Raw genomic sequence first — 15,707 nt, 5'->3', positions numbered from 1 at the left:
TGGGACCCGACGTTGATGACCGGCCACGCCCCGGACGGGCCGCCGCGGCTGCGTAACTTCGTGGGTGGCGGGTTCGTCGACGGCGGGACGACGTTCACCAAGGTCAGCCCGGTGACCGGGGAGCCGGTCTTCGAGGTGGCCGAGGCGTCCCGGTCCACCGTGGACGACGCGGTCGCCGCCGCCCGTGCGGCGCTGCGCGGCCCGTGGGGTCGGATGGGCGAGCGGGAGCGCGCCGAGGTGCTGCGTCGCGTCGCCGACGAGTTGGAACGCCGCTTCGACGACCTGGTGACCGCCGAGGTCGCCGACACCGGCAAGTCCATCGCCCAGGCCCGCACGCTGGACATTCCGCGCGGCGCGGCGAACTTCCGGGCGTTCGCCGAGATCGTGGCGACCGCGCCCACCGAGTCGTTCACCACGGTCACCCCGACGGGCGGGCGCGCCCTGAACTACGCGGTCCGCAAGCCGGTCGGCGTGGTCGCGGTCATCGTGCCGTGGAACCTGCCGCTGCTGCTGCTCACCTGGAAGGTCGCCCCGGCACTGGCCTGCGGCAACGCCGTGGTGGTCAAGCCCAGCGAGGAGACGCCCGCCTCGGCGACGGTGCTGGCCGAGGTGATGGCCGCCGCCGGCGTACCGGAGGGGGTGTTCAACCTCGTGCACGGCTTCGGCCCGGACTCGGCGGGTGAGTTCCTGACCCGCCACCCCGGCGTGGACGCGATCACCTTCACCGGTGAGTCGGCGACCGGCGGCGCGATCATGCGGGCCGCCGCCGACGGGGTGAAGGCGGTCAGCTTCGAGTTGGGCGGCAAGAACGCCGGTCTGGTCTTCGCCGACGCCGATCTGGACGCGGCGGTCGCCGGCTCGGTGCGGTCCAGCTTCACCAACGGCGGCCAGGTGTGCCTGTGCACCGAACGCATCTACGTGCAGCGGCCGGTCTTCGAGGAGTTCACCGCCCGGCTGGCCAAGCGGGCCGGCGAGCTGGCGTACGGCTGGCCGACCGACGAGGCCACCGCCACCATGCCGCTCATCTCCCCGCAGCACCGTGCCAAGGTGCTCGGGGCGTACGACCTGGCCCGGTCCGAGGGCGCCGAGGTGCTGACCGGCGGGGGTGCGCCCACCTTCGGCGACGCCCGGGACGGTGGCTCGTACGTGCAGCCCACCGTGCTCGCCGGCCTCGGCGCGGACGCCCGCACCAACCGGGAGGAGATCTTCGGGCCGGTCGTGCACGTCGCGCCGTTCGACACCGAGGACGAGGCGTACGCGCTGGCCAACGGCACCGACTACGGCCTGGCGGCGACGGTGTGGACCCGGGACGTCGGGGTGGCGCATCGGGCCGGGGCGCGGCTGGACGCCGGCATCGTCTGGGTCAACACCTGGTTCCTGCGGGACCTGCGGACCCCGTTCGGTGGGGTGAAGGCGTCCGGCATCGGCCGCGAGGGCGGCGTGCACTCGCTGGACTTCTACTCCGAGCTCACGAACGTCTGCGTGGACCTGTCGTGAGCCGTAACGAGGGAGCGGGCATGGAAGCCGACATCGAGGCCGCGAACCGGGAGTTGGCCGAGGCGCGGAGCAGCGGCAAGCCCTGCCCGCCGCTGCGCGGCCGGTTGCTGCCGGAGGGGGACGTCGAGTCCGCGTACCGCGTGCAGCAGTTGCAGACGCGGGCCTGGCAGGGCCGGGGCGAGCGCCGCGTCGGCGCGAAGATCGGGCTGACCTCCCGGGCGGTGCAGGAGACCTTCGGGGTGTTCCAGCCGGACTTCGGGTTGCTGACCGACGAGATGGCCGTCGGCGACGGGGTCGAGGTGCCCATCGACCGGCTGCTCCAACCGCGGGTCGAGGCGGAGGTCGCGTTCGTGCTGGGCGGCGACCTCACCGAGGAGCGGATCACCACTGTCGACCTGATCCGCGCGGTCGACCATGTGCTGCCGGCCATCGAGATCGTCGACTCACGGGTCGCCGGCTGGGACATCTCCATCGTGGACACGATCGCCGACAACGCCTCCAGCGGGCTGTTCGTGCTGGGTACCACGCCTCGTCGGCTCGCGGACGTCGACCTGCGGCTGTGCGGGATGGTGCTGGAGCACGCCGGTGAGCCGGTGTCGGTCGGTGCGGGCGCGGCCTGCCTGGGCAACCCGCTGCACGCCCTGCACTGGCTGGCCGCCACCCTCGCCCGGGCCGGTGATCCGCTGCGCGCCGGGGACGTGGTGCTCTCCGGGGCGCTCGGCCCGATGGTCCCGGTCACCCCCGGGGCCGCGTACGAGGCGCGGATCTCCGGGCTCGGCTCGGTCCGCACGTCCTTCAGCAAGGAGGTCTCGTCATGACCACCGGTGTGGCGGTGCTGGGATCGGGAAACATCGGCACCGACCTGATGATCAAGGTGTTGCGGCTGAGCGACACTCTGCGGATGGTGGCGATGGCCGGCATCGACCCGGCCTCGGACGGCCTGGCCCGCGCCCGCCGCCTCGGTGTCGTCACCACCGCCGACGGCGTGGACGGCCTCGTCGCGTTGCCCGAGTTCGCCGACGTCGAACTGGTCTTCGACGCCACCTCGGCCGGCGCGCACCGCCGCCACGACGAGGTGCTGCGGGCACACGGCCGGACGGTGGTCGACCTGACCCCGGCCGCGATCGGCCCGTACGTGGTGCCGCCGGTCAACCTGGACGAGCACCTGCACGAGCCGAACGTGAACATGGTGACCTGCGGCGGGCAGGCGACCGTGCCGATCGTCGCCGCCGTCGGTCGGGTGACCCCGGTGGCGTACGGCGAGATCGTCGCGTCGATCGCCTCGAAGTCGGCCGGGCCGGGCACCCGGGCCAACATCGACGAGTTCACCGAGACCACCGCCCGGGCCATCGAGGTGGTCGGCGGGGCCGAGCGGGGCAAGGCGATCATCGTGCTGAACCCGGCGGACCCGCCGCTGCTCATGCGCGACACCGTTTACTGCCTCTGCCCGGACGCCGACGCCGACCGCGCCGCGATCGCCGCCTCGGTCGGCGAGATGGTCGCCGCGGTGCAGGAGTACGTCCCCGGCTACCGGCTCAAGCAGGACGTGCAGTTCGACCGGGTGCAGGCGTACCTGCCGTCGCTCGGGCGTCAGCTCACCGCCCTGCAGGTGTCGGTCTTCCTGGAGGTCTCCGGCGCCGGGCACTACCTGCCCGCGTACGCCGGCAACCTGGACATCATGACGTCGGCCGCGCTGCGCACCGCCGAGCGGCTGGTGGCCCTGCGCGCGACGGGAGCGGTGGCATGACCGACCTGTACATCCAGGACGTGACCCTGCGCGACGGCATGCACGCCATCGCCCACCGCTACACCGTCGACCAGGTACGCACCATCGCGGCCGCGCTGGACGCCGCCGGGGTGGCCGCCATCGAGGTCGCGCACGGCGACGGGCTCGCCGGGTCCAGCGTCAACTACGGCCACGGCGCGGCCAGCGACGCCGAGTGGATCTCCGCAGCCGCCGAGGTGCTGACCTCGGCGAACCTGACCACCCTGCTGCTGCCCGGCATCGGCACCATCGCCGACCTCAAGGCGGCCAAGGCGCTCGGGGTGACGAGCGTCCGCATCGCCACCCACTGCACGGAGGCGGACATCTCCGCCCAGCACATCTCCTGGGCCCGGGAGAACGGCATGGACGTGGCCGGGTTCCTGATGATGTCGCACATGAACGATCCGGCCGGGTTGGCCGGGCAGGCCAAGCTGATGGAGTCGTACGGGGCGCACTGCGTCTACGTCACCGACTCCGGCGGCCGGCTGCTGATGTCCGACGTGGCGCAGCGGGTCGACGCGTACCGGCAGGTCCTCGACCCCCAGACGCAGATCGGCATCCACGCCCACCACAACCTGTCCCTCGGGGTGGCGAACAGCGTGCTCGCCGTCGAGCACGGCCGGATCCTCGGTGACGGTCCACTCGGGTCGCCGTCGGGTCGGACCGTCCGGGTCGACGCGTCGCTCGCGGGCATGGGCGCGGGCGCTGGCAACGCCCCGCTGGAGGTCTTCGTCGCGGTTGCCGAGCTGCACGGCTGGAAGCACGGCTGTGACGTGTTCGCGCTGATGGACGCCGCCGACGACCTCGTCCGCCCGTTGCAGGACCGGCCCGTCCAGGTCGACCGGGAGACCCTCTCCCTGGGGTACGCCGGGGTCTACTCCAGCTTCCTGCGGCACGCCGAGCGGGCCTCGGCCAAGTACGGCGTGGACGTGCGCTCGATCCTGGTCGAGCTGGGCCGGCGTCGGATGGTCGGCGGCCAGGAGGACATGATCGTCGACGTGGCACTGGACCTGGCCGGTGCGGAGGCTGGTGCGCGCGCCCCGCAGCCGCGAACGGAGGATGACGCAGCATGATCGGACCGGACATCGCGGGGATCGCCGAGAAGTTGGGCGCGGCCGCCGCCACGGCCACCGCGATCCCGCAGCTCGCCGCCGAGACCGGCCTCGACGTGGACGCCGCGTACGCCGTGCAGGCCGCGCTGGTGCAGCGTCGGGTCGACGCCGGCGAGCGGCTGGTCGGGCTGAAGATGGGGCTGACCAGCCGGGCGAAGATGGCCCAGGTCGGCGTGGACGAGGTGATCTGGGGACGGCTCACCGACTCGATGCGGATACCCGACGGGGGCGCGGTCGAGGTGTACGCGTTCATCCATCCCCGGGTCGAGCCGGAGGTGGCGTTCCTGCTGGACCGGCTGCCCGAGCCGGGCGAGCCGGTCGGCGACTTCGCCACGGCGGTCCGCGCGGTCGCCCCGGCCATCGAGCTGATCGACTCCCGGTACGCGGACTTCCGCTTCTCGCTGCCGGACGTCGTCGCGGACAACACCTCGGCCGCCGCGTTCGTGATCGGCCCGTGGTCGCCGGTGCCCTCGGGGCTGGACAACCTGGGCGTGCTGTTGGAGGTCGACGGGCGGGTGGCCCAGGTCGGCTCGACGGCGGCGATCCTCGGCGATCCACGCCGAGCGCTCGACGAGGGCATCCGGCTGGCCGGCCGGCACGGCGTGCGGCTGGAGTCGGGTTGGGTCTTCCTGGCCGGCGCGGCCACCGCCGCCGTGCCGCTGCGTCCGGGCGCGCACGTTCGTGCGGTCGTCGAGAAGCTCGGCACCGCCTCGTTGCGGGCGTCGTCGTGAGCGGCGTGGTGGTGGCCGGCAAGGCCGTGCCCCGGGGGGCGTTTCCGCACGTCAAGGTGGCGGGCGGGTTCGTCTTCGTCTCCGGTACGTCGTCCCGCCGGCCGGACAACAGCTTCGCGGGTGTCGAGGTGGACGAGTTCGGCACCACGAACCTCGACATCCGGGCGCAGACCCGGGCCGTGATCGAGAACATCGGTGACCTGCTGCGCTCGGTCGGCGCGGACCTCACCGACCTCGTCCAGGTGACGTCGTACCTGGTCAACATGAACGACTTCGGTGGCTACAACGAGGTCTGGGCGGAGTTCTTCGACGCGTCCGGGCCGACCCGTACGACGGTGGCGGTGCACCAGTTGCCGCACCCACACCTGCTCATCGAGATCCAGGCCGTGGCCCTTCTTCCCTCGGGAGGTCAGTCGTGAGTGAGATCGCCGAGCCGTTCAGCTTTCCGGGCTGGATCGCGGAGAACCAGCACCTGCTGAAGCCCCCGGTGGGCAACAAGGAGATGTTCCCCGGCGGGGACGACTTCATCGTGATGGTGGTGGGCGGGCCCAACCAGCGCACCGACTTCCACGTGGACCCGTACGAGGAGTTCTTCTACCAGGTCAAGGGCAACATGCACATCAACCTGATGACCCCGCAGGGGCCGCGTACGGTGCACGTGCGCGAGGGTCAGATGTGGATGCTGCCGCGCAACACCCCGCACTCGCCGCAGCGACCGGAGGCCGGCTCGATCGGTGTGGTCGTGGAGCGGGTCCGCGAGGAGGGCACGCTGGAGACGTTCCAGTGGTACTGCCCGGAGTGCGGGCACAAGGTGCACGAGGTGGAGTTGCAGGTCCGCGACATCGCAGCCGACCTGCCCCCGGTGTTCCAGGCGTTCTACGCCGACGAGTCGGCGCGTACCTGCGCCAACTGCGGCACCCTGCACCCGGGCAAGGGCTGATGCCGGCTGGTGTGGTCGACGTGCACACGCACGTCGTACCGAAGGGGTGGCCGGACCTCGGCGCGGCGTGCGGCGGGTCCGGCTGGCCGTGGTTGCGGGTGGACTCCGAACGCGCCGCCATGATCATGGTGGGGGAGACGGAGTTCCGCCCGATCGGCGCGGAGTGCTGGGACGCGTCCCGCCGACTCGCCGACATGGACGCCGACGGTGTCGCCGTGCAGGTGGTCTCGCCGACGCCGGTCTTCTTCAGCTACGACCGGCCGGCCGACCAGGCGGTGAAGGTAGCCCGGATCTTCAACGACCTGACCCTGGAGGTCACCGCCGACGGTGGCGACCGGCTGGTGCCGTTCTGCCAGGTGCCCCTACAGGATCCGGACGCCGCCTGCGCCGAGCTGGACCGCAGCCTGGCCGCCGGGCACGTGGGCGTGGAGATCGGCAACCACGTCGGGGACCGGGACCTGGACGACGCCGGAGTGGTCACCTTCCTTCAGCACTGCGCCGAGGTGGGTGCCCCGGTCTTCGTCCATCCGTGGGACATGCCGGGCAGCCCTCGGCTGGACCGCTGGATGGCCCGCTGGCTCACCGGCATGCCCGCCGAGACGCACCTGTCGGTGCTGGCGATGATCCTGGGCGGTGTCTTCGACCGGGTGCCTGAAACGCTGCGGATCTGCTTCGCGCACGGCGGCGGCAGCTTCCCGTTCTGGCTCGGCCGCGCCGACAACGCCTGGCACCGCCGGGGTGACCTGGTCCGGGGTGCGTCCGCCGCCCCGCCGAGCAGCTACCTCGACCGGTTCCTCGTCGACTCGGTGGTGTTCGCGGCACCGGCGCTGCGGCTGCTGGTGGACACCCTGGGGGAGGACCGGGTGCTGGTGGGCAGCGACTACCCGTACCCGCTGGGGGAGCGGCCCGTCGGCGCGGTGGTCGACGCGGCCGACTTCCTGACCGACGCCCAGCGCGACAAGCTCCGCTCCACCAACGCCCTGCGCTTCCTGTACGGGCGACGCTGAGGGCGTACCCCCTGGTGGTGGCCTCGGGCGGCGGACGGCGGCGACGGGCCGACGGACCCTGTTCTGTTGCCTTTGCTCTGCTTCAATCCACGCAACGCCACGTGTCCGATTAACGGACATCGGCTGTTGCGTCCGTTGAAGCAGAGCAAAGGACGCCGGCAGGGCAGCGCAGGCCGACACGGCCGGAGTCGGCATCGGGAGCCGCAGCCTGCGCCACAACGCCCGACCGCCGTGTCGGCCCGCTGACGAACGGTTCCAGCGGGCAGGATGGAGGGCATGGCCGAGCCGCACGACCTGACCGCGTTGGAGCAGGCCGCCGCCATCGCCCGCGGAGAGCTGTCCAGCGTCGAGCTGGTCGAGCATCACCTGCGCCGGGTCGCGGCGCTCGGCGACACCGTGGGCGCGTTCGTCACGGTCACGCCGGACCCCGCCCGGCAGGCCGCGCGCGCCGCCGACGCGGTGCCCGTCGAGGCGCGCGGCCCGCTGCACGGCGTACCGACCGCCTTCAAGGACCTCACCCTCACCGCCGGGGTACGCACCACCTTCGGCTCGGCCGCCTTCGCCGACTTCGTCCCGCCGGTCGACGCCGACGTGGTCCGGTTCATGAAGGCCGCCGGCATGGTCAGCCTCGGCAAGACGACCACCTCCGAGCTGGGCTGTTCGCTCTACTCGGAGGGCCGCGTCGCGCCACCGGCCCGCAATCCGTGGCAGTTGGCGTACACCGCCGGTGGTTCCAGCGGCGGCGCGGCGGCGGCGGTCGCGGCCGGCCTGGTGCCGGTCGCCCAGGGGTCCGACGGTGGCGGCTCGCTGCGCATCCCGGCGTCGCTCTGCGGTCTGGTCGGCTACAAGCCCAGCCGTGGCCTGGTCTCCGGCGGGCCGCTCGGCTCCGGCGCGTTCGGGCTGCCCACCAGCGGTCCGCTCGGGCGGACGGTGGCCGACGTCGCCGCGCTGCTCGACGTCATGGCCGTCCCGGTGCCCGGCGAGCCCTACCTGCCGCCGCCCGCGCCGCCCGGCGGATACCTGGCCGCCGCCCGCCGGGCCGAGCCCGGCCGCCTGCGGATCGGCCGGTTCACCACGCCGATGCTCGCCGACGAGCCGGTGCACCCCGACTGCGTCGCGGCCGTCGACTCCGCCGCCGCGCTGCTCACCGCCGCCGGCCACGAGGTGGTCGAGGTGCCGCCGCCGCTCACGCCGGCGGTGTGGCCGCTGTTCGAGATCATCTGGTACGTCCTGGCGCTCGCCCCGGTGCCGGCGCACCGTGAGCCGGAGTTGTTGCCGCTGACCCGGCTGCTGCGCGCCCGGGGCGCCGAGGTGTCCGCCGGGACGCTCACCGCGACCCTCGGCGAGCTACAGGCGCAGGTGCGCCTCGGCGCGGCCCGCACCGCCGACTGCGACCTGCTGCTCTGTCCCACCCTGGCTGCCCCGCAGGCACCCGTCGGCTGGTTCACCGCCGACGGCGACCCGGCGGCCGATTTCGACCGGCAGCGCCGATTCTCGCCCTACTGCGCCATCTTCAACGTCACCGGAGACCCCTCGGTCTCGCTGCCCCTGGCCACCACGACCACCGACGGCCTGCCCGTCGGGGTGCTGCTCACCGGCCGGTACGGCGACGACGCGCGGCTGATCGCTACCGCTGCGCAACTGGAGCACGCCAGTGACGGATGGGATCGGCACCCCGCAATCTGGCGGGCCGTCGACTCCGCTAACGTGAATGGCGACGGAGTTGGCCGGTCGCCATCATGATCGTCCATCCGACCCGCTTGTTCGAGGTCCTTCTTCCGCCTGGGGGCGTTGGGATTGTCTGTTACCGAGACGGTGCTGGTCTTCGTCGGCATCCCGTTGGCGGCAGTGCTGGTGATCGCCGGCCTGTCGTACGCCGGTAGCCGTGGGGGTGCCACCGGCGGTGGTGGTGGCGCCAAGCGCTACCGGCCGGGCCGGCCCTTCGACTTCACTCCGGTCTGGTTCCTGGGCCGCCCGGAGCAGCTGGCCGACTCGGCCGGCACCGCGCTGACGGCGGGCGCGCAGGCGCCCGCGCTGACCAGCCACAAGCTTGAGCAGGCCAGCGTCGAGGCGCCGGCCGGTGGAACCGGAGGCGCAAGTGACCGTTGGTGAGAAGCAGACCGGGACGGAGAATCCGCCCGAGGTGCTGGACGGGCCCTTCTCGACCCGACAGCTGCTGCGCATCGACGAGGCCCTGCGCCTGGCCGACCAGGGCACCGGGCTGGTCTTCTCGGTGTTCGTCGGCGGCCTCGACGAGCCGATCCGCGAGCACGCCCAGCGGCTGCACCGCCAGCTCGCCGACCCGGACAAGTCGGTGCTGATCGCCGTGTCGCCGAACCAGCGCCAGTTGGAGATCGTCACCGGGCGGCACGCGCGCAAGCGCATCCCCGACACGTACGCCAAGCTCGCCGCGCTCTCCATGGTCGGCGCGTTCAGCGGCGGCGACCTGGCCGGCGGCATCATCAACGGCCTCGACCAGCTCGCCAGCCACGCCGGCAAGGGCTGATCCTTCACTCCTCGCACGTCGAAGCCCGGCCCGCTCGCAAGCGGGCCGGGCTTCGGTGTGTCCGGGTGCCTCAGCGCGGCCAGGCGCTCGGGTCCAACCGCATCTGCCACGGCTCGTCCACGGTCACCGCGTCGTCCGGCCCGATGGTGCCGACCAGGTCGTAGTGCACGTCCTTGACCAGTCGGTAGCGGTAGACGACCGGACCGAAGTCACCGCGCTCCACCCGCCAGTAGTGCGCGATACCCGCCTCGGCGTAGAGCGCCGGCTTGGTGAAGCGATCGTGACGACGACTGCTCGTCGACTCGACTTCCAGGACGAGCGCGATGTCCACCGGTTCGGCCCACATCCGCTCGCGCGGTGCGCTCGGCCGCAACACCGTCAGGTCGGGGATGAGGTTGCCTCCGGGGACCCGCACCCCGATCTCCCGGATCACCCGCCAACCGCTAGGTGCCGTCTGGCGGATCGCCATCCGGATGTCGTCCGCCAGCTCGTGGTGCTCGGGACCGGCTGGAGGGGTCACGTGCAGGCTCCCGTCGATGATCTCGTAGCGGTTTCCGTCCTCGGGCAGGTCGAACAGGTCCTGCTCGCGCCAGCCCCGCTCCGGGGGCCGCCACTCGTAGGTCGGCTGTGCCATCGCGTCCACCTCCTCTCGTCACCATAATGGCCCGGGCCGGCGCGGGTTCGCACCCACGCCGGCCCGGGCCGCGTACTCCCTGCTCAGCTCAGCTCAGCTCGGCGTCCTTGGCGCGGGCCTTGAGCGCCCGCAGCACGCCGTCCCGGCCTTCGGCGACCAGGCGACGCAGCGGCGCCGGGTTGCCGTCCCCGGCCAGCCACGCGTCGGTGGCGGCCACGGTGTCGTCGTCCACCAGGTACGTCGGGTACGCGAGCTGGGCGAACTCCTGCGCCGGCTCGCTGTCCCGGCTGGCCCACACCTGGCCGACCGTCGCGAAGTACTTCTCCCGGTACGGGGTGACCAGCTCCACCTGCGCCGGGTGGGCCAGGCCCTGCAACAGCGCCCGGTTCCGCCAGTTCGGCAGCGCGTCCGGGCCGGTCAGCAGCGCCCACACGGCGGCCTTGTTCTCCGCCGTCGGCACCAACGCGTGCGCGTACGCGGCCTCCCGCTCGCCGCTGGCCGTACGGTCGCCGGCCAGTTCCGCCTCGATCTCGGGGGCGCCGGCCGCGCCGTTGGCGACCAGCGCGCCGAGCACCGTCCAGCGCAGCTCGGTGTCCACGGTGAGCCCGTCCGGCGTGCCGGTCCCGTCCAGCCAGCCGCGCAGGGTGGCCAGGTCCTCCTCGGAGCGGGCGGCCGAGGTGAACGCCCGGGCCCAGGCGAGCTGGAAGCCGCTGCCCGGCTCGGCGGCGGCGAGCGCGTCCTTGGCCGTCCGGGCCAGCCCGGCCCAGCCGGTGGCCGCCCACGCCGGGTCGGCGTAGAGGGTCAGCGCGGTGGTGGCCTGGCGCAGGGTGGCGGTGACCAGGTTGATGTCGGTCTCGGCGGGCAGCCCGGCCAGCACCAGCGCCACGTAGTCGCGGGTCGCCAGCTCGGCGTCCCGGGTCATGTCCCACGCCGCGGTCCAGCACAGCGCGCGGGCCAGCGACGAGTCGAAGCCGCCGATGTGCTGCACCACCGTCGCCATCGACCGGTCGTCCAGGCGCAGCTTGGTGTAGCTCAGGTCGTCGTCGTTGAGCAGCAGCACGTCGGCCGCCCGGACGCCCCGCAGCTCGGTGAGGTCGGTCCGCTCACCGGTCACGTCCACCTCGTACCGTTCGCGGCGGACCAGCCGACCGTCGGCCAGGTCGTACAGGCCCACGCCGATCCGGTGCGTACGCAGCGTCGGGTACGCCGTCGGCGCCTCCTGCCGGACGACCACCTGCTCGTACGTGCCGTCGGCGCCGATGGTCACCTCCGGGCGCAGCGTGTTCACCTGCGCGGTCTCCAGCCACTGCGCCGCGAACTTGCGCAGCTCCCGGCCCGAGGCCGCCTCCAGCTCGGTGAGCAGATCGTCGAAGGTGGCGTTGCCCCACGCGTGCTTGCCGAAGTACGCCCGCAGCCCGGCCACGAACGGCTCCTCGCCCACGTACGCGACGAGCTGCTTGAGCACGCTCGCGCCCTTGGCGTAGGTGATGCCGTCGAAGTTGACCTCGACGGCCTCCATGTCCGGCATCTCGGTGTAGACCGGGTGGGTGGAGGAGAGCTGGTCCTGCCGGTAACCCCAGTTCTTGCGGATCGACAGGAACGTCGTCCACGCCTCGGTGAACCGGGTGGCGTTGGTGTTGCACCAGTGGCTGGCCCACTCGGCGAACGACTCGTTCAGCCACAGGTCGTTCCACCAGCGCATGGTGACCAGGTCACCGAACCACATGTGCGCCAGCTCGTGCAGGATCGTGTTGGCCCGCTGCTCGTACTCGTAGTCGGTGACCTGCGAGCGGTACAGGTAGTGCGACTCGGCGTGCGTCACGCAACCGAAGTTCTCCATCGCGCCGGCGTTGAAGTCGGGCACCCAGAGCTGGTCGTACTTCGGCAGCGGGTAGCGCACCCCGAACTTCTCGTGGAAGAAGTCGAAGCCCTGCTTGGTGATGAGGAACAGGTCGTCGGAGTCCAGGTAGCGCGACATCGACGCTCGGCAGAACACCCCCAGGTCGATGCCGTCGTGGGTGTCGCGCACCTCGTGGTACGGGCCGGCGCAGAGCGCGGTGATGTAGGTGCTCATCCGGGGCGACTCGGTGAAGTGGAGGGTCTTCAGGTCCTCGCCGGCCGGCTCCTCGCGCTGCACCGGCATGTTGGACACGACCCGCCAGTGCGCCGGGACCGTCGCGTGCCAGGTGTAGACGCTCTTGAGGTCGGGCTGGTCGAAGCAGGCGAAGACCCGCTGCGCGTCGGCCGTCTCGAACTGGCTGTAGAGGTACGTCTCCCCGTCGACCGGGTCGACCGTGCGGTGCAGCCCCTGCCCGCTGTTGGAGTAGGCGAAGTCCGCGTCGACGACCAGGGTGTTCTCGCCGGCCAGCCCGGACAGGGTCAGGCCCTTCTCGGCCGACCAGTCGGCCAGGTCCACCGGTGCGCCGTTCAGCGTGGCGGAGCGCACCGACTCGGCGGCCACCTCGATGAACGTGCTCGCCCCCGGTTCGGCGCAGCGGAACCTGACCTCGGTCGTCGACCGGAAGGTGCGGCCGTCGGCGGCCAGCACGGCGGTCGACAGGTCCAGCCTGATGTCGTACCCGGTCACCTCGAGCAGGCGGGCCCGCTCGGTCGCCTCGACCTGCGTCAGGTTACGCACTCCCGGCACTGTTCGTCTCCATCCCACGTCTCGCCGTACGCCCGGCGGCGCCCGTCTGCCGACCGCTTGTGACGTCCGGCCCGGTCCGAGTCTTCCACGTACGGCCGGCCATCGGTGGTCGAGGTCACGCTCTCATTCCGGTGCCGGCCGGCGGCGCCCGGAGAGAGGATTTCTCTCAGACGCCGGAACGCCGGCGTCACCCCGTCGCGAAGGGACCGCACCGTGTCCGAACGTGTCGCCGTAGACATGTGGTTCGACCCGGCCTGCCCGTGGGCGTGGATCACGTCTCGCTGGCTGCTCGAGGTCGAGCAGATCCGGGATGTGGACATCCGCTTCCACGTCATGAGCCTGTCCGTGCTCAATGACGGTCGGGACCACCTGTCCGAGGACTACAAGACCTTCCTGAGCACCGCCTGGGGCCCGGTGCGGATCTGCATCGCCGCCGAGCAGCGGTACGGCAACGACGTCCTGCGCAAGCTCTACACCGCGCTCGGCACCCGGATCCACCTGGGCAAACAGGAGCGGAACCACGAGCTGTACGTGGCCGCGCTGACCGAGGCCGGTCTCGACCCGGCGCTGGCCGCCGCCGCGGACAGCACCGAGTACGACGAGGCGCTGCGTGCCAGCCACGAGGCCGGGATGCGGCCGGTCGGCCAGGACGTGGGCACTCCGGTGATCCACGCGCCCGGCCCGGACGGCGCCCAGGTCGCCTTCTTCGGCCCGGTGATCACGCCCGCGCCCAAGGGCGAGGCGGCGGGTCGCCTGTGGGACGGCGTGCTGCTGGTCGCCGGCACCCCCGGCTTCTACGAGCTCAAGCGCACCCGCGAGCAGGACCCGATCTTCGACTGACCACGACCGCACGCGCCCCGTCCACCCACGTGGGCGGGGCGCGCCGCGCCGGGCGCGGGGACACACCACGCGGTCCTGGCGTCACCGGTGGGCGGGCGGCGTCGTTTCCCTCGGTGTCCGCCGCAGCGACCCGCAGGGCCGCACACCGCAGCTCGTGGAGGCAGTCCCGATGGCCAAGCACCGTGCGTCCGGTGACGATCAGTTGACCCGGCAGGGGGTGATCGAGACCCCCGGCGCGGCGTACTGGTCGGTCGACGGTTCCCGCTGGCCGACGGTCCGCCCCGACCTTCCCGCCGACGTGGCGGACCTGCTCGCGCCACCCATCGTGGTCGGCGTGGCCCGGGTGCCGGTCACCTCGCGCCTGACACCCGCGCGGGTCGCGCCCGTGCCGGTGTCGTCCGCGCCGGCGATGTCCACGCCGGTGCCGGCGACCTCGGTCGTGCCGACGCCGGAACCGGTCGGGGTGGCGGCCGCGCCGGCCGAGCCCGCCCCACCCCCGCCGGCACCCACCGCGCCGCGTCCCGTGCCGACCCCGCCGCTGAACCCGCGGCCCGTGCCGGCGCCGCCGCCCGAGCGTCCCGTGCCGGGGCCGCCCGCCACGCCGCGCCGCAACGCCATCGCCGGGCCCGTCGGGGGCGGCCGGCGCGGCAACGCCGGACCGGTGGTCGCCGGGCGGCACCGCCGGCACAACGGCGCGTCCGGCCGCGCCGGCTGACCGCAGACCGACGCCCCGGGCGCTTTCAACTGGTGGACGCCGCGCGGGTCCCCGTCGTCCGGAACGTCGACGCCGGTAGCGTCAGGGGCATGACGGTCGTGCATCCGATCGCCCGGGCCTGGATCACCACTGGCGGCACCGGCGCGCAGAACTACGACGAGTTCGCCGACGACGCGGAGATCACCGCGATCATCGAGGCGAACCCGCACAGTGCCCTCGGCATCGAGATGCCGCACCGTGCTCCGGAGAGCCTGGGGACGTCGTTCCTCGACGCGTTGCCGGCCTCGGTGGCCCGGCTCGCCGAGGCCAAGGCCGACGGCAGCTACACCCCCGCCGAGCAGGTGATCGTGCTGTACCGGATCAGTGCCCCGGGTGAGGAGCCCGCGTACGGGCTGTTCGCGATGGTGGACACCGACCAGATCTCCACCAGCGCCGACGAGCCCGGCCTGGTCATCCGCAACGAGGACGTGTTCATCGCCAAGGTGCGCGAGCGCGTCGCCCTGGCCGAGGCGCTGGGTCACCTGCTCTCACCCGTACTCCTGCTGCAGACCGGAAGTGGCGACGAGCTGCACGCCGCGCTCGCGGCGGCGACCGACGCGGCCGGGGCGCCGGCCGCGACCGACACCGACCAGGCGGGCCGCACCCACGCCATCTGGCTGCTCGGCCCGGGCGCCGAGCAGGACGCGCTGACCGCCCTGGCGGGCGGCGGCGAGCTGGTCGTCGCCGACGGCAACCACCGCAGCCTGGCCGCCCAGACCGGCGGGTTGTCGCGCTTCCTGGCCGTGGTGACCACCCCGGCGTCGGTGGCCATCCAGCCCTACAACCGGCTGGTCAGCGAGCTGACCACCACGCCGGGCGAGCTGCTCGACCGGTTGCGCGCCGCGGGCGCCGAGGTCGCGCCGATCGACGGCCCGGTCGAGGTCCCGGCGGCCGGCGGCACCGTCCACCTCCGGCTCCCCGACCAGGGGTACGCGGTACGCCTGCCCGCCACCGCCGACGCCCGCCTGAAAAACCTGGACCACGCCCTGGTCGAGCGGCTGCTGCTGCGCGACGCCCTCGGGCTGGACCCGGGCGACAAGCGGATCACCTACGTGGGCGGCGACTACCCGGCGAGCTGGCTCACCGGGGAGGTCGACGCCGGCCGGGCCGAGCTGGCCATCCTCATCGCGCCGGTGACCGTGGCGGACTTCGTCGCGGTGAACCTGGCCCGAGAGAAGATGCCCCGCAAGAGCACCTGGTTCACCCCGAAGGCACGCGGCGGCCTGGTGGTCGCCGAACTGCCGCACTGACCGCGCACCGCCCGACCGTGTGAC

At 72.7% G+C, this 15,707-nt stretch carries 16 protein-coding genes; 14 read left to right on the top strand and 2 right to left on the bottom strand.

Annotation, left to right across the window (positions count from 1 at the left end; translation table 11 throughout):
• Nucleotides 1-15: 15 nt before the first annotated feature.
• The 11 genes from ACN263_RS23650 (at nucleotide 16) to ACN263_RS23600 (ending at nucleotide 9,558) form a co-directional block, all read left to right on the top strand.
• Nucleotides 16-1,497 carry a 2-hydroxymuconic semialdehyde dehydrogenase gene (locus ACN263_RS23650; protein ID WP_422740794.1) on the top strand — a complete coding sequence of 494 codons (1,482 nt, stop codon included), beginning with the start codon at nucleotides 16-18 and terminating at the stop codon, nucleotides 1,495-1,497.
• Nucleotides 1,498-1,517: 20 nt separating this feature from the next.
• Nucleotides 1,518-2,315, top strand: coding sequence for a 2-keto-4-pentenoate hydratase (locus tag ACN263_RS23645; RefSeq protein ID WP_422736520.1), 798 nt, complete (start codon nucleotides 1,518-1,520; stop codon nucleotides 2,313-2,315).
• Complete coding sequence (locus tag ACN263_RS23640) at nucleotides 2,312-3,244, top strand: acetaldehyde dehydrogenase (acetylating) (protein WP_422736519.1); 933 nt, start codon at nucleotides 2,312-2,314, stop codon at nucleotides 3,242-3,244. The genes ACN263_RS23645 and ACN263_RS23640 overlap by 4 nt, the downstream gene beginning before the upstream one ends.
• Nucleotides 3,241-4,335, top strand: a complete 1,095-nt coding sequence (gene dmpG / locus ACN263_RS23635) for a 4-hydroxy-2-oxovalerate aldolase (RefSeq protein ID WP_422736518.1) — start codon at nucleotides 3,241-3,243, stop codon at nucleotides 4,333-4,335. The genes ACN263_RS23640 and dmpG overlap by 4 nt, the downstream gene beginning before the upstream one ends.
• The gene (locus ACN263_RS23630; RefSeq protein WP_422736517.1) at nucleotides 4,332-5,105 is read left to right on the top strand and encodes a 2-keto-4-pentenoate hydratase; all 774 of its coding nucleotides are present in this window, start codon (nucleotides 4,332-4,334) and stop codon (nucleotides 5,103-5,105) included. Before dmpG ends, ACN263_RS23630 begins: the two co-directional genes overlap by 4 nt.
• Nucleotides 5,102-5,524, top strand: coding sequence for a RidA family protein (locus ACN263_RS23625; RefSeq protein WP_422736516.1), 423 nt, complete (start codon nucleotides 5,102-5,104; stop codon nucleotides 5,522-5,524). The genes ACN263_RS23630 and ACN263_RS23625 overlap by 4 nt, the downstream gene beginning before the upstream one ends.
• A complete protein-coding gene (locus ACN263_RS23620; protein WP_355052291.1) occupies nucleotides 5,521-6,045 on the top strand; it encodes a 3-hydroxyanthranilate 3,4-dioxygenase in 525 nt (174 codons plus the stop codon). The genes ACN263_RS23625 and ACN263_RS23620 overlap by 4 nt, the downstream gene beginning before the upstream one ends.
• Complete coding sequence (locus tag ACN263_RS23615; protein WP_422736515.1) at nucleotides 6,045-7,052, top strand: amidohydrolase family protein; 1,008 nt, start codon at nucleotides 6,045-6,047, stop codon at nucleotides 7,050-7,052. The genes ACN263_RS23620 and ACN263_RS23615 overlap by 1 nt, the downstream gene beginning before the upstream one ends.
• Before the next feature lie 276 nt (nucleotides 7,053-7,328).
• Entirely contained in the window at nucleotides 7,329-8,795 is a 1,467-nt protein-coding gene (locus ACN263_RS23610; RefSeq protein WP_422736514.1) for an amidase, read from the top strand.
• A 72-nt stretch (nucleotides 8,796-8,867) separates the two neighbouring features.
• On the top strand, nucleotides 8,868-9,164 hold the full coding sequence (locus ACN263_RS23605; protein WP_112584149.1) for a hypothetical protein: 297 nt from the start codon (nucleotides 8,868-8,870) through the stop codon (nucleotides 9,162-9,164).
• Entirely contained in the window at nucleotides 9,151-9,558 is a 408-nt protein-coding gene (locus ACN263_RS23600) for a DUF5130 family protein (protein WP_422736513.1), read from the top strand. The genes ACN263_RS23605 and ACN263_RS23600 overlap by 14 nt, the downstream gene beginning before the upstream one ends.
• A 70-nt stretch (nucleotides 9,559-9,628) precedes the next feature.
• On the opposite strand, the gene ACN263_RS23595 is transcribed toward ACN263_RS23600, so the two are convergent.
• Nucleotides 9,629-10,192 (bottom strand): Uma2 family endonuclease, encoded by a 564-nt coding sequence (locus ACN263_RS23595; protein ID WP_422736512.1) that lies wholly within the window; start codon nucleotides 10,190-10,192, stop codon nucleotides 9,629-9,631.
• Nucleotides 10,193-10,280: 88 nt separating this feature from the next.
• On the bottom strand, nucleotides 10,281-12,830 hold the full coding sequence (pepN, locus tag ACN263_RS23590; protein WP_422736511.1) for an aminopeptidase N: 2,550 nt from the start codon (nucleotides 12,828-12,830) through the stop codon (nucleotides 10,281-10,283).
• Nucleotides 12,831-13,052: 222 nt separating this feature from the next.
• Between pepN and ACN263_RS23585 the strand changes: the two genes are divergently transcribed.
• The 3 genes from ACN263_RS23585 (at nucleotide 13,053) to ACN263_RS23575 (ending at nucleotide 15,683) form a co-directional block, all read left to right on the top strand.
• On the top strand, nucleotides 13,053-13,679 hold the full coding sequence (locus ACN263_RS23585) for a disulfide bond formation protein DsbA (RefSeq protein ID WP_422736510.1): 627 nt from the start codon (nucleotides 13,053-13,055) through the stop codon (nucleotides 13,677-13,679).
• 169 nt (nucleotides 13,680-13,848) lie between these two features.
• Complete coding sequence (locus ACN263_RS23580) at nucleotides 13,849-14,394, top strand: hypothetical protein (RefSeq protein WP_422736509.1); 546 nt, start codon at nucleotides 13,849-13,851, stop codon at nucleotides 14,392-14,394.
• Between the two features lie 89 nt (nucleotides 14,395-14,483).
• Nucleotides 14,484-15,683, top strand: coding sequence for a DUF1015 family protein (locus ACN263_RS23575; protein WP_422736508.1), 1,200 nt, complete (start codon nucleotides 14,484-14,486; stop codon nucleotides 15,681-15,683).
• Nucleotides 15,684-15,707: the final 24 nt, after the last annotated feature.

It is taken from the genome of Micromonospora sp. WMMD729, assembly GCF_049315225.1.
Classification (GTDB): Bacteria; Actinomycetota; Actinomycetes; order Mycobacteriales; family Micromonosporaceae; genus Micromonospora.
The sequence above is the reverse complement of the archived record's forward strand: the minus strand, read 5'-3'. Positions and strand labels throughout refer to the sequence as shown.

Excerpts from the sequence above, each read along its gene's own strand:
- ACN263_RS23640 (WP_422736519.1), top strand. The coding sequence starts at position 2,312 with ATGACCACCGGTGTGGCGGTGCTGGGATCGGGAAACATCGGCACCGAC.
- ACN263_RS23645 (WP_422736520.1), top strand. The coding sequence starts at position 1,518 with ATGGAAGCCGACATCGAGGCCGCGAACCGGGAGTTGGCCGAGGCGCGG.
- ACN263_RS23630 (WP_422736517.1), top strand. The coding sequence starts at position 4,332 with ATGATCGGACCGGACATCGCGGGGATCGCCGAGAAGTTGGGCGCGGCC.
- ACN263_RS23580 (WP_422736509.1), top strand. The coding sequence starts at position 13,849 with ATGGCCAAGCACCGTGCGTCCGGTGACGATCAGTTGACCCGGCAGGGG.
- ACN263_RS23650 (WP_422740794.1), top strand. The coding sequence starts at position 16 with ATGACCGGCCACGCCCCGGACGGGCCGCCGCGGCTGCGTAACTTCGTG.
- dmpG (WP_422736518.1), top strand. The coding sequence starts at position 3,241 with ATGACCGACCTGTACATCCAGGACGTGACCCTGCGCGACGGCATGCAC.
- ACN263_RS23610 (WP_422736514.1), top strand. The coding sequence starts at position 7,329 with ATGGCCGAGCCGCACGACCTGACCGCGTTGGAGCAGGCCGCCGCCATC.
- ACN263_RS23615 (WP_422736515.1), top strand. The coding sequence starts at position 6,045 with ATGCCGGCTGGTGTGGTCGACGTGCACACGCACGTCGTACCGAAGGGG.
- ACN263_RS23595 (WP_422736512.1), bottom strand. The coding sequence starts at position 10,192 with ATGGCACAGCCGACCTACGAGTGGCGGCCCCCGGAGCGGGGCTGGCGC.
- ACN263_RS23575 (WP_422736508.1), top strand. The coding sequence starts at position 14,484 with ATGACGGTCGTGCATCCGATCGCCCGGGCCTGGATCACCACTGGCGGC.